Consider the following 13104-nt stretch of genomic DNA (forward strand, 5'->3'; position numbering starts at 1 on the left):
GCGCCAATTTAAAGTATTTTAGAGTCAAAAATCGCCACTCGGGATTTCTTTGCCTTTTTTCGATTGGTAAATTTCTTAATATTTATAGCGAAAGCAATTTGAGAGCATGCAGCGTTACAGAAAACGCCAATATTTAAAATAACTGTCTTTTTTCTAGGTCATGCGAGAAGTCTGCTTTCGTTTTGACTAAAATTTTAATCATTACTAATATTAATAAAAATTTAATAACAGTCCTTAACAATATATGAATTAACATGTGCACAATTTCTTATGATAGAGGAAATAGAAGAATGTTCTCTTAGAGTAGGGACGCAAGAAATAAAGCTAAGTTCAGAGGAACTTAGAGGTCCTTACTGTATGTCGAACTTACTTTCTGACATCATAGAAAAAGAAGAAGAATGGGTTAAACTAGATAAAACTGCTCAATTAGAGGTAATTGAGAAATTAATTAGAAAATTAGTTGATTTAAGGACAAATCTTGACGCACATAATGAAGATGGACGTACCCCTTTATACGTTGCAATTTGGAAGGGTAATGCTGAAGTTGCAAAGCTACTGGTAAAGTATGGTGCAAACGTCAATGATAATTATGAACGCAATCATACACCACTACATATTGCCATCGGACGCAAACAACTAGAAATAGCGAAATTGCTGATAAAAAATGAAGCAAATGTTAACGCAAAAACCGACAATCATGGTAAAGATGATTTAACACCAATGCACTTGGCGATTTTTGCAAGTACGCCAGAATTTATAGAACTACTAATTAACCATGGTGCAATAATCGATGAAAGAGAAAGCACCGAAGGACACACTCCTCTCCACTTTGCTGCTTTATATGGAAACAAAAGTATAATACGAGCCTTGGTTGATAATGGACAAAATATTGAAGATACAGATAATAATGGACGAGCAGCCCTGTTTGTGGCTACCAGGCAATGCACCGAAGCAGAAAACGATAGCAGAATAGAAGTTATCAAGTATTTGATAGGCGAACTCAAAGCAGACATAACAAGAAGAGACAATAATAACAATACAGTACTTTTTCCTGCTGCTAATAATTGTCCTGAGAAAGTAGTAAAACTCATCATTGAGCAATATGTAGAAAACTTCGGCAGGAATAAGTTAAAGAGCTTTATCAATTATAAAAATAAAGCTGGAATGGATGCTTTGGATATCGCGCTTAATAGTGAAAATGAGAAAGCTATTGAAGTATTAAGATCTTATGGAGCAGATATTGAGAATAAGATAAATGGTGAAAGCCGCTTACTTCGTGCAGTAAAAGAAGGTGATATAAAAAAGACAGAGCTTCTTTTAAAACAAGGAGCGAACGTTAACACAAAAGATGAAAAGGGATTGACTCCTTTAGACCTTGCCATGCAGAAAAGCAATCAAGGTATGACTCAATTCCTAAGAGAAAATGGAGCAAAAACAAGTTTAGAGATAAGAGTGCAATTAGCAGTATTAACTACGCTAACTGTTATGACCCTCGGTTTAGCACTAGTAGTATATTCTATTATGAAAGGCATTCGAGAAATTGCTGCAAAAAAACCATGCGGCATTTTCAATGAAGTAGAAGGCGAAAGGGTGAGGTCTTCAATTACGCAAAAAGCATAAGGTCAATTGTAGTAAAATCACACAATTGCTTCGTAGAGCTATGTCCTGTAATAATTACTATACCGTTTTGCTCAGAACGTATTGAGATTAGGTTCAGCACTAATTCACAGGTTGCACTATCAAGATTACAAAATGGTTCATCTATCAGCCAAACATTCGCATTAGAGATTAAAAGACGAGCAAGTGCAACTCTTCTTTTCCAACCTGCAGAAAGTTCACCATACCTAATATTAAGTACAGGTTGTAACTGTAAACAACAGACAGCGGCCATAATCAATTCTTTAGTATCTCGTATTCCTGCCCAGAGTTCCATGTTTTCAGCAACAGTTAGACTATTCTTGCAGGCATTTTTATGCCCTATATAAACCATAGAAGGTATATAAGACTTTGGGTCATCATATATGTCTTTTCCACAGTGCATTATGTTGCCTGATACTGGTGGCAATAGTCCGGATAAGCTTCTGATTAAGCTGGTTTTACCACTACCATTTGGACCAGTAATTAAGATCTTAGATTTTAGCTTAGCTTGAAAACTGAGATTTTTAAATAATATCTTATTATTACGGGTGCAGGATAAATTTTCACATTCAAGCATGAATTACCTGCCTTTCCCTTTATACTTACCCTTAGTTGAAGCTTGAGCTTTTATAAATAGCTCCCAAAATCCTTTCTGTCCACCTTCTCTATGTATCAATTGTGCAAAACGCTGCATTAAACCATTACCCATCATAACCATCTTTGTCCATTTGCCTACTGGTTTTGCTATGTCAACTATTTCTGGATCTTCTTTGTAAATCTGTATATCTTTTTGCTTTTCGCGCAGCATTTCTTGATGTTTCATCAACTCTTTTTGCTTATTCTTTTGATATAATTCATTGAATTTTCTGTCTTCCTCCCACTCTTCTTCAAGGGCTTTTTTAGGAAACATGACTTTTCGAATTCGGTTCTTGTATATATTTCTCAAAAAGAAAAATACTGCAGCTGCAGCAAGTAATGTTATGCTATATACTATGATCTGTGCAAATGGCATTTTTCGTATCCAGGTTTGTTGAAAACACCCTTATTATTATACCGCAATTATAGAAATTCTGCAAACTTATGTGTGAGCAAAGGCAGCACAAAGCAACATTTCTCTATCTCGCAAGTTGTGTAAATATGCGATGAATGGGCTTGTATACAATAAGGTTTATTTCTATACTACTTAAAAAATTCTGGTGACCAAACGAATATGAACTGCTACAAAACTCACACGTGCAACGAACTGGGGAAGAACGATGTAGAAAAGGAAGTGACCCTATCTGGGTGGTTATACCGCAGGCGCGACCACGGCAACCTGATCTTTGTTGATTTAAGAGACTTTTATGGAATTACTCAGTTGGTATTCAATAACGATAAAGATTTTTTTGATGAAATATCAAATTTAAAATCAGGAAGTGTAATTACTGTTACGGGCATAGTCAAGGCTAGGACTGAAGATACGGTAAACAGCTCTATTTCTACCGGAGAAATCGAGGTGATAGTCAACAATTTGCGCGTTGAATCGGAAGTTGAGTTCCACCATGATGAAGAAATAGCAAAAGAAGAAAGAAGTATATTGGCAAGCATTACCGGTGAGCAAGAATACCCAGAAAACATGAGATTCAGATATCGATTTCTTGACTTAAGGCGTGAAAAGGTCCGTAACAACATTATTTTGCGCTCACAAATCATTGCAGAACTCCGCAGGCTCATGATAGAGCAAGGATTTTTAGAGATTCAAACTCCAATACTCACTGCTTCCTCTCCTGAAGGAGCACGCGACTACCTAGTGCCAAGCAGGCTAAATCCTGGCAAGTTCTATGCATTGCCACAAGCTCCACAGATTTTCAAACAGTTGCTCATGGTTTCAGGGTTTGATAAATATTTTCAAGTTGCACCGTGTTTTCGTGATGAAGGTGCAAGGGCTGATCGTTCTCCTGGGGAATTTTATCAGCTAGACCTTGAAATGTCTTTTGTAACTCAAGAGGACATATTTGACGTTATTGAATCTATTTTATATGAAGTGTTCGTCAAATTTTCTCGCAAGTCTGTTGACAAAGACTTTCCACGCATTACATACAAAGAGGCGGTGCTTAAGTATGGCTCTGACAAGCCAGATTTGCGTAATCCATTATTAATCAGCGATGTTACAGAAGTTTTCCGCGATTCAGGGTTCAATATTTTCAAAAGCAATATTGAACGTGGCATGGTAGTGAGAGCTATCCCTGCTCCCAAAACAGCAGAGGAACCACGTAGCTTTTTTGATAAAAAGATAGAACACGCACAGAAAGAATTCGGCGCCAAAGGGCTTGGATATATAACGTTTGATAAAGATGGAACTGCAAAAGGACGAATTGCTAAATTCCTTGATGACAATAGGTTAAGTCGCATAAGGGAAATAACGAATATGGAGTCCGGGGATAGCGTGTTCTTTGCTTCTGATCAAGAAAATGAAGCAGCAACAATCGCAGGAAAAGTGCGCACTCTTTTAGGGTCAGAACTGGGTCTGATAGATGACAATATCTTCAAGTTCTGTTGGGTTATTGATTTTCCATATTTCATATACGACGATAAAAGTAAAAAAATTGATTTCTTTCACAACCCATTCTCCATGCCTCATGGCGGCTTGAAAGATTTAGAGGAAAAAAATCCACTAGACATCCTTGCTTACCAATATGATCTCGTCTGTAATGGGGTAGAACTATCAAGCGGGGCAATCCGCAATAACAAACTGGATATTATGTACAAAGCTTTTGCCATTGCAGGTTATGGCAAGGAGGAAGTTGATACAAAGTTTGGTGCACTTGTGCGTGCATTCAGATTCGGAGTGCCGCCTCATGGCGGAATAGCTCCAGGAATTGATAGAATGGTGATGCTGCTTGCTGACGAGCCAAACATTCGCGAGGTAATCTGTTTTCCTATGAATCAGCAGGGTGAGGATGTTCTAATGGGTGCTCCTTCTGAGGTAGACAATAGACATTTACGTGAGTTGTCTTTGCAGGTCATTGACTAAGTACTCTAGATCATATTAAACTGAGAAATCATGAATAACATTCAAAGAGCAATACTATCAGGCATAATCTGCAACATGATTATATGGTATGAGTTAACTCTGTTTGGAGCTTTGATGCATATAATAAGCAATGTTTTTTTTCCTTCAGAAAATGATTATTTAAGCACAATCAAATTTCTTGGCAGTTTCGCAATTGGATTTGGATTTAGACCACTTGGTGCATTTATTTTTGGCTACATTGGAGATAAGTACGGCAGGAGGAAAATTTTGCTAACTTCCGTAATATTAGTTTCGATATCATCTACTGCAATTGCGGTTATACCAAGCTTTAGAGAAATCAGAATGTTTTCTCCTATATTGCTTCTACTTTGTAGAATAATACAGGGAATGGCAGCAGGTGGAGAAACGAGTATCAACTCAGCCTTTTTAATAGAGCATTCGGTCGATAAAAAAAATTTAGGCTTTTTAGGTAGCATGAAAGCTTTCAGCGGTGCTCTTGGTTCTATTACATGCTTTATAATGATAGCTATTTGCAAAAAGTTTACAGGTGAAAATTATGAAATTTGGGGCTGGAGGTTGCTCTTTTATTTCTGCTCCGTTATGGGAATAATAGGCTTTTTAATAAGATACATAATGGAAGAGAGTCTAGCATATAAAACTCATGATCAAAATAAAAGCTTATCTAATTCTCCATTTTTAGAGCTAATCAGAACTTATAAAAAAGCATTTGTGCTAGCAATTGGACTTGGCGTTGCCCAAAATGCAATTGTTTATTCAGCAATCATGTTTTACAATATATCTGTAAAAGAACTTACTCTCTCAGGCATCGATATTAAAAATGTAGTAAGGGTTATGGTTGAAATTACATTTGGAGTATCCGCAGTGTTGCTTGCAACACTATCTGACAAAGTAGGAAGGAAAAACGTGATGATTCCTATATTAGTAGTTTTAGCTTGTGTTAGCTTACCGGCGTTTTCGCTATTATCATATGATAACCGCTATATTGTAGCATTCACTTTTCTATTGATGAGCATACCAATAGGTGCGTCTTTTGGAATATATAATTCTCTTGCTTGTGAGTTGTTTCCAACGCAAGTTAGATGTACTGGTTTTAGCCTAGCACATAATATCTCTGCAGGAATTTTTGGTGGCCTCTCTCCCTCTATATGCATGTGGCTGATAGAAAAAACCGAAACAAAACTTGCAGCAGGTACTTATCTTACTGCCTGTGCATTAATCAGTTTAATATCTGTATTGCAAATTAAAACAAGAGACAAAAAAATTGATTGGTGAAATTTTTCCTTTAATAGTAATTTCTCATATTTTAATCACACCCTAGAACTATAAATGTAGTTTATTTAATTCAAGCAAAAACCAGTTTAACGTGAATAAATTTTGCTACCTAGCAATCAGAGTTAGAAAATATTGATTTCCTTCTCGTTTAGGTGCTAATTCTACCTTTGCAATATCTTCGGTATCTCTAATTAACCGTTCCAGTTTTTCCACCCCAACCTCAGTGTTTATGAGCTCTCTACCTCTAAATTTCATTGTGACTTTGATTTTGTGTCCATGTGTAAGAAAATCCCTTACATGACGCAATTTTGTTTCATAGTCGTGATCGCCAATATTGGGACCTATCTTAATTTCTTTTATCGTTAACGTTTTTTGTTTCTTCTTTGCTTCACTTGCTTTCTTTTTTGCATCGTACTTTTGCTTGCTGTAATCCAGTATTTTACATACTGGAGGAGTTGAGTTAGGCGCAATTTCCACTAAATCTAAGCCGATATTCTGAGCAGATTCCAAAGCCTGCTTTATTGCCACAATCCCAACCATTTTACCATTTTGGTCAACTAAGCGTACTTCCTCAGCTGTAATGGATTCATTAATTCTGTGTTTTTTAGTTTGCAAATTTTAACTCCCTTGACTAAGGTTAATACTTTTTAATAGCAATTCAGCAGCTTTTTTGTAGGAAGAAGACTCCTGTTTTTCTGACCCTAAATTTCTCACTGACACCATTTTACCCGCAACTTCATTTTTGCCTACAATCCATAATATAGGAATCTTGTTTGAACTATGCAAGCGTATCTTATAACTAATTTTCTCGTTGGTTAAATCGGCTTTAACCCTAACACCTTGTTTTTTTAAAATGTTGTAAATTTCTGTAGCATAATCGTCAGCTTCGCTTGTAACGGTTAGAATGGCAAGTTGCGTTGGAGCAAGCCACAGTGGAAATTTTCCTGCATAATGCTCTATTAAAATTCCAATAAAGCGTTCAAAAGTTCCAAGAATTGCCCTGTGTAGCATAACAGGATGGTGCTTTTGTCCGTCTGCTCCTATATAGAAAGCCTCCAGGCGTTTTGGTAGAATGAAATCAACTTGCAATGTTCCACATTGCCAATTTCTACCTATTGCATCTTTCAAAACAAACTCTAACTTTGGGCCATAAAATGCACCTTCACCAGGGTTGAGCTCATAGCTTAAACCTGCTTCTCTGACAGCTTCAAGCAGCGCTTTTTCGGCTCTGTCCCACACTTCATCATCTCCTGCTCTAATATTTGGACGGTCTGAAAATTTCACGGAGATTTCATTGAACCCAAGCTCTGAATATACTTCTTTTAAAAGACCGCAAAATTTTACAGTCTCAGAATTAATCTGCTCTTCCATGCAAAAAATGTGCGCATCATCCTGCGTAAAACCACGCACTCTCATCAGTCCATGCAATGAACCTGAACTTTCGTTTCTATGACATGTACCAAACTCTGCCATACGTATCGGTAAATTACGGTAGCTTCTGGTGTGAGAGTTAAAAATTTGCACGTGACAAGGACAATTCATGGGTTTTATTGCTAGCTTTTTACTTTCAAATTCATCAACGATAAACATGTTTTCACGAAACTTATCCCAATGCCCTGATTTTTCCCACAACTCCTTGCTTACTAAAATAGGAGTTTTCACTTCAGTATAGCCATTGTTTATTAATTTTTTCCTTATGTAAGACTCAAGAACGTTATATAAAGTATATCCCTGTTCATGCCAAAAAACTTGCCCAACAGCTTCCTCTTGGATGTGAAACAAGTCCATATCCTTAGCAATCTTGCGGTGATCGCGTTTTTCCGCCTCCTCCAAACGCTCAAGATAAGCGTTTAATTCATCCTTATTTCGCCACGCGGTGCCATATATTCGCTGTAGCATCGGGCCATTAGCATCACCACGCCAGTATGCTCCTGCAACTTTCATGAGTTTAAACGCTTTGACTCTACCTGTTGATGGCGAGTGCGGACCACGGCACAAGTCAACAAAATCTCCTTGTCTATAAACAGTTAGATTTTCACTCTCTGGTATGGAGGAGATAATATCAACCTTATATTTTTCACCTATACCGCTAAAAAAATCTATTGCTTGCTTACGCGTCCAAACTTCTCGAACAAATCTGTGGTTGCTTTTTATGATTTCTTTCATTTTCTTTTCTATTGCAGCAAAGTCATCCGTGGTAAAGGTACGGTCCGTAGCAAAATCATAGTAGAAGCCATCCTGAATTGTTGGGCCAATGGCAACCTGAGTGTTAGGAAAGAGCTCTTTCACTGCCTGAGCCATTATATGAGCAGCATCATGCCTTATTATATCCAAACCCATTTCGTCACTGAGTTGTATCACCTCTATTTCTGTGTCAGATTCAATTTCACGTGAGAGATCATATAACTCACCATTTACCTTTAGGGCAACGGCTTCTTTTAAAACGCCTGGTTGTAGTGTGTCAAAACCAGTAACTCTACCGCTGTATTCTTCTACTTTTTGTTCAGCTGAAAAAGTAATTCTAATCATAAATATACCTATTGGGAGGACATTGGAACAACAGAGGCTCTGTACATAAGTCAACAATAATTTTTATATAAATCAAAATACCTCCATAACCCTTAATAATTTTACGTAAATTAAAGTAGTACGCTTCCACAGTTCTCTCCACAGTCTTATATGGCAGTTGAGCTGCATTATACTTGTTAGGCAGAAGTGAAAGGCAACATGTCTAATATGAAATCTAAGTTTCACTCTGCTCTTGCTTATCCTTTCCATTGGCATTACTACCTTGAGTAAAATTTATGTTCCTCCTATATTTTTTAATAACAAAATTCTGTTTTATCAACCAACATTCTATGTATAATTACAGCTAATTTCTGGGCTACTGCAATAATTACCTTACTTCAACAACTAGGCATAGTCAATTTGAGGAGCAGAAGCAAGCTTTGACACAAAATCGGAAAAAGGTTATGCAAGAGATCTATTGCTATGATACTCATTGTCATATGGATTATACTAATAGATAAAACTAAAGGAAGGTTATGAATAAAGAGATAATAATAAAGCATTTGAATAAATCACTCACTGGTGAGTTGACTTCTATACGCCAATATTTTTTGCATTTTACAATTCTCAAAGATAGTGGGATCAATAAACTCGCAGAGAAAATGAAAAACGAGCTTGACGAGGAACTTGAGCATGCAAATAAGCTAGCAGAAAGGATTTTATTACTTAAAGGTATACCAAACTTTCAGGACACAAATGAAATCTCAAAGTATGACGGGAAGTTTACAAAAGATACAATACGAAAAATCTTGGAAGATAACTTAAAATTAGAAGAAGAAGGTTTAAAAGACTATAGGGAAGCAATTTCTGTTGCTAAAAAAGAGGAAGATTTTGTTAGTGTAATCTTATTAGAGGAACTATTGAAAAATGAGGAAGAGCACTACCATTGGATCGAAGAGCAAATTGCTCTTATTGAACTTATAGGTGTTGAAAATTACCTAAAAACACAAATGTAAGGTGTTAAAAAAAACAATATTCATCTTAATTATACCTTGCTTACTTCTTTTTTTATTAGGGTTGTGGCAATTATTTAGGTTGAGCTGGAAGAACAATATTATCAAAAATATGAATCTTCCAGTTGTCCATCTATTACCCAATAATGATCTTGCAAAATTTAACTACAGACACATCAAGATTGATGGGATTTTAAGTGACATAGAGCTATACGTTTTTGCAGGGCAGCGCGGTTATCATGTGCTGTCTCCTATGCTGCTCACTAATGGACATTACATGCTAGTGAATAAAGGAATAGTAAGAGAGAAAAAAAAGGAAGGAGCAAGAATTGAGAAAATAGCTGCAAGTGGAGTTTTATATTGCGATAGCAGTAAAAGCAAAAGTTGGTTAATCAAAAATGATACTGCTTTGAACACATGGTTTACCCTAAGTACAGAAGAAATCTCCAATGAACTCGGTATTAAGCTAGAGCAGTGTATGCTGTGGCAGAAGGGTTTCAGCAATAAGTTAACTATACAGCCGATGAAACACTTGGAATACGCGATAACTTGGTTTGCACTTTCCTTGATTTGGTGTGTTGTTTATTATAGACAAAATAAACGCCACTCAAGTGGCTGACATCAACGTTAGGATAACAAGAGAAGAACTGAAGAAATAATCATTCATCTATATCGCTGCTAATATCCTTTATCATGCTATAATTGCCTTTCCTAAATCTACTTTTTAAGGACTCAACTCCGCTTTCGCTAATACCACTTAGGCTCAGTGCTGCTCCACCAAGCTGCAACCCAATCTCAGATGTCTCCGGAATAATTTTACTAGCCCCTAGATCTTTGTAAGCTTCTACATTACTCAGGTCTGGTAAGCGTATTATAATATTTACATGTGGAAAATTTGTTGCAACTAGAGAAACAATCTTCTTTATAGTAACTTCGTTCTTTATTGAAATTACGAGAGCTTGGGCTCTTTCTATTCCTACTGATTTTAAGATTTCATATCTCGTAGCATCTCCAAGATATATAGGAAAGCTATCACTTTTCCCTTCTTTGACTACCTTTGATTGAATGTCTACAACAACGTAACTTAGATGCTCTGCGGTAAGCATTTTTGTTACCATATATCCTACCCTGCCGAATCCAGCAACTACTACATGGTTATAGAGATCTTGTGTGTCTGTCTCAATTGCTTCATCGTCTAATATTACTTTCTCAGTGCTAAATGAATTTGCTATCCACTCTCCAAGTCCCGATAGAAGAGGAGTGAAAGCCATAGTTACCGTAGTTACCATCATAAGCACTTGAGCAATTTCACTTGGTAGTACGTCTAACTCATCTGCTAAGCGAAACAGGATAAATGCAAATTCACCACCCTGGGCAAGCAATAATCCAGCTTGTATGGCAGGTGCACTCTTAAACCCAAAAAATCTACACAATACGTATATGATAGATGTTTTTAAAACGATAAGGGTGATCGACAATAAAGTAATTAGCGGCAATTTATTGAGTAAAAGGTCAATATCGATAGACATACCGACAGTCATAAAGAATAAGCCGAGAAATAAATCTTTGAATGGCAACACCGCATGTTCCACCGAGTGCCTGTGTTCTGTTTCTGCGACTAATAACCCAGCAACGAATGCGCCCAGTGCCATTGATAAATGAAATTGCTCGGTAATAAATGCTGCTCCTAATATTATTAAGAGTGTTGTTGATACAAAGACCTCGTTACTTTCCATTTTAGCAATAACCGAAAATAAAGGTCTGAGTAATAACCTACCGGTTATAAATATCAGCACTAATGCAATAGCTGCTTGTACTAATGAACCTGCCAGTGAGCTTATCAGACTGTTTTCAGAACTACCAGTAAGTAAGGGTACTAATACTATTAGCGGTACCACTGCAAAGTCTTGCATTAGTAGCACCGCTATTGACAACCTACCAACTTGACTTGCTTGAGAACCTTTTTCCTGCAGAACCTGTAACACTATTGCCGTTGAGGACAACGCAAGCCCACCGCCGATAACTGCTGCCATGTTAGTGTTCACTCCAAAAGCAAGAGCAATGCACCATATCGCTACCATGGTAACTATAACTTGAAGGGAACCAAACCCAAATACATGGATACGCATGGCAATAAGGCGTTCAAAGGTCAATTCAAGACCTATAATAAATAATAGAAAAACTACGCCAAATTCTGCAAAATTATCCATTGCATCAGCTGAATGTATCAGATTAAATCCATGAGAACCAATCAACGCGCCTGCGACGAAGTAACCGAGCACTGGGCTGATATTCATTTTCCAAAACGCTATGACTATAAACACAGCAGCGGAAAGTAGAATTATAATATCAAACAAATACTGAGAGCTGCCGTGCATGGTATTTAACCTGTAGGATCAGACCATTTAATTGAGCAGCCAATGCTTGACTTTTGGTCAGCCGGAGGATTCCCAGTTTCTACAACAAATTTCATAGCTTGAAACAAGTCACTACTTCCTGTTTTATAGTTTTGAACCTTTTCTTTTTTTGCATCATTAAAACGCCCACGATAGCAGAGTTTTAAATTAGCATTAAAACCAAAAAAGTCAGGAGTACAAATAGCACCGTACTCTTTAGCCACTTCTTGCGTACTGTCAATCAGATATGGAAATGTAAACTTATTTTCCTTGGCAAAATTAATCATGTTTTCAAAGGAGTCTTCTGGATATTCATTTACATCATTTGGCATTATTGCAACAGTACTTATCTGATAATCTTTTTTTAACAAATCAACATCGCTCACCAGATTGCTAATAATTGATCGAACGTAAGGGCAGTGATTGCATATAAACATTACAATAAGACCATTTTTTCCACGACAGTCACTTAATGTATAGTGTTTGTTGTCCTCCCCTAAAAGATTGAAATCCTTTGCGGTAAAGTCAAAATCTACCTTAGGAGTATTCAGTGCAACCATAGCTTACAGAGAATTGTGTATCAGGCACAGCTTATAATATTATTGCTTAAGTGTCAAATGGTTCTTGTGTATACTGTTTGCATATCCTTTTTTGACATTACGATTATAAAATTTATGTTCATAACCTTTGAAGGAATAGACGGCTCCGGTAAAACAACGCAGTCTGAGTTACTTGCAAGTCATTTTAAGCAAATTCGTGGTGAAAATAATGTGATATTGACCCGAGAACCAGGTGGCACTGACTTTGCAGAGAAGGTAAGAAGGGTGTTACTTAAGGACAATATTGATCCCATCTCTGAACTTTTGCTGCTCGCCTCAATGAGATATGAACATGTAAAAAAATTAATACTGCCAGCTCTAAAAGAAGGAAAGATAGTGATTTGCGATCGATTTATTGATTCAACTATTGCATACCAAGGGTATGGGCTTGGAGTCGACTTAGGGCTAATAGGGAACCTTCATAAGTTAGTAAAAATTAGACGTCCAGATATCACATTTATCCTAGATATTGATGTTCAAGTTGGGCTAAGCAGAGCAAAAGATAAAAATAAATACGAAGAGATGGACATTAATTTTTATAATAAAGTTCGAAAAGGATTTCAAGAGATAGCGCTAGAAGAGCCTGATAGGTGCAATATTATCGCTGAAACTGAAGCTAAAGCTGATAGTCAAGTATAGGGTCA

At 36.8% G+C, this 13104-nt stretch carries 12 protein-coding genes; 6 read left to right on the top strand and 6 right to left on the bottom strand.

What is annotated here, in order from left to right:
- The first annotated feature begins 270 nt into the window (after positions 1-270).
- Positions 271-1620 (top strand): ankyrin repeat domain-containing protein, encoded by a 1350-nt coding sequence (locus tag DM84_RS01090; RefSeq protein WP_250777752.1) that lies wholly within the window; start codon positions 271-273, stop codon positions 1618-1620.
- On the opposite strand, the gene ccmA is transcribed toward DM84_RS01090, so the two are convergent.
- Both ccmA and DM84_RS01100 read right to left on the bottom strand, forming a co-directional pair.
- Positions 1604-2215, bottom strand: a complete 612-nt coding sequence (gene ccmA / locus DM84_RS01095; protein WP_250777753.1) for a heme ABC exporter ATP-binding protein CcmA — start codon at positions 2213-2215, stop codon at positions 1604-1606. The two genes, DM84_RS01090 and ccmA, sit on opposite strands and share 17 nt — an antisense overlap.
- 3 nt (positions 2216-2218) lie before the next feature.
- Positions 2219-2650, bottom strand: a complete 432-nt coding sequence (locus tag DM84_RS01100) for a hypothetical protein (RefSeq protein ID WP_250777755.1) — start codon at positions 2648-2650, stop codon at positions 2219-2221.
- Positions 2651-2848: 198 nt separating this feature from the next.
- Here DM84_RS01100 and aspS point away from each other — a divergent pair, with 198 nt between their 5' ends.
- Entirely contained in the window at positions 2849-4651 is a 1803-nt protein-coding gene (gene aspS / locus DM84_RS01105; protein ID WP_250777757.1) for an aspartate--tRNA ligase, read from the top strand.
- Between the two features lie 30 nt (positions 4652-4681).
- Complete coding sequence (locus tag DM84_RS01110) at positions 4682-5944, top strand: MFS transporter (protein ID WP_250777759.1); 1263 nt, start codon at positions 4682-4684, stop codon at positions 5942-5944.
- A gap of 105 nt (positions 5945-6049) precedes the next feature.
- On the opposite strand, the gene infC is transcribed toward DM84_RS01110, so the two are convergent.
- Together infC and thrS are read right to left on the bottom strand one after the other, a co-directional pair.
- On the bottom strand, positions 6050-6559 hold the full coding sequence (infC, locus tag DM84_RS01115; protein ID WP_250777761.1) for a translation initiation factor IF-3: 510 nt from the start codon (positions 6557-6559) through the stop codon (positions 6050-6052).
- Between the two features lie 3 nt (positions 6560-6562).
- Entirely contained in the window at positions 6563-8473 is a 1911-nt protein-coding gene (gene thrS / locus DM84_RS01120; RefSeq protein WP_250777763.1) for a threonine--tRNA ligase, read from the bottom strand.
- A gap of 515 nt (positions 8474-8988) precedes the next feature.
- On the opposite strand from thrS, the gene bfr reads away from it, so the two are divergent.
- Positions 8989-9468, top strand: a complete 480-nt coding sequence (bfr, locus tag DM84_RS01125; protein WP_250777765.1) for a bacterioferritin — start codon at positions 8989-8991, stop codon at positions 9466-9468.
- A 1-nt stretch (position 9469) separates the two neighbouring features.
- On the top strand, positions 9470-10084 hold the full coding sequence (locus DM84_RS01130) for an SURF1 family protein (RefSeq protein WP_250777767.1): 615 nt from the start codon (positions 9470-9472) through the stop codon (positions 10082-10084).
- 40 nt (positions 10085-10124) lie between these two features.
- On the opposite strand, the gene DM84_RS01135 is transcribed toward DM84_RS01130, so the two are convergent.
- Both DM84_RS01135 and DM84_RS01140 read right to left on the bottom strand, forming a co-directional pair.
- Positions 10125-11843: a monovalent cation:proton antiporter-2 (CPA2) family protein gene (locus tag DM84_RS01135; RefSeq protein WP_250777769.1), complete on the bottom strand. Its 1719-nt coding sequence runs from the start codon at positions 11841-11843 to the stop codon at positions 10125-10127.
- Between the two features lie 5 nt (positions 11844-11848).
- Positions 11849-12421 (bottom strand): thioredoxin family protein, encoded by a 573-nt coding sequence (locus DM84_RS01140; protein ID WP_250777771.1) that lies wholly within the window; start codon positions 12419-12421, stop codon positions 11849-11851.
- A gap of 114 nt (positions 12422-12535) precedes the next feature.
- Between DM84_RS01140 and tmk the strand changes: the two genes are divergently transcribed.
- Positions 12536-13099: a dTMP kinase gene (gene tmk, locus DM84_RS01145; RefSeq protein ID WP_250777773.1), complete on the top strand. Its 564-nt coding sequence runs from the start codon at positions 12536-12538 to the stop codon at positions 13097-13099.
- The last annotated feature ends 5 nt before the right edge of the window (positions 13100-13104 follow it).

It is taken from the genome of Wolbachia pipientis, from assembly GCF_023661085.1.
Taxonomy (GTDB): domain Bacteria; phylum Pseudomonadota; class Alphaproteobacteria; order Rickettsiales; family Anaplasmataceae; genus Wolbachia.

Excerpts from the sequence above, each read along its gene's own strand:
- aspS (WP_250777757.1), top strand. The coding sequence starts at position 2,849 with ATGAACTGCTACAAAACTCACACGTGCAACGAACTGGGGAAGAACGAT.
- thrS (WP_250777763.1), bottom strand. The coding sequence starts at position 8,473 with ATGATTAGAATTACTTTTTCAGCTGAACAAAAAGTAGAAGAATACAGC.
- DM84_RS01135 (WP_250777769.1), bottom strand. The coding sequence starts at position 11,843 with ATGCACGGCAGCTCTCAGTATTTGTTTGATATTATAATTCTACTTTCC.
- DM84_RS01100 (WP_250777755.1), bottom strand. The coding sequence starts at position 2,650 with ATGCCATTTGCACAGATCATAGTATATAGCATAACATTACTTGCTGCA.
- ccmA (WP_250777753.1), bottom strand. The coding sequence starts at position 2,215 with ATGCTTGAATGTGAAAATTTATCCTGCACCCGTAATAATAAGATATTA.
- bfr (WP_250777765.1), top strand. The coding sequence starts at position 8,989 with ATGAATAAAGAGATAATAATAAAGCATTTGAATAAATCACTCACTGGT.
- DM84_RS01110 (WP_250777759.1), top strand. The coding sequence starts at position 4,682 with ATGAATAACATTCAAAGAGCAATACTATCAGGCATAATCTGCAACATG.
- DM84_RS01090 (WP_250777752.1), top strand. The coding sequence starts at position 271 with ATGATAGAGGAAATAGAAGAATGTTCTCTTAGAGTAGGGACGCAAGAA.
- tmk (WP_250777773.1), top strand. The coding sequence starts at position 12,536 with ATGTTCATAACCTTTGAAGGAATAGACGGCTCCGGTAAAACAACGCAG.
- DM84_RS01140 (WP_250777771.1), bottom strand. The coding sequence starts at position 12,421 with ATGGTTGCACTGAATACTCCTAAGGTAGATTTTGACTTTACCGCAAAG.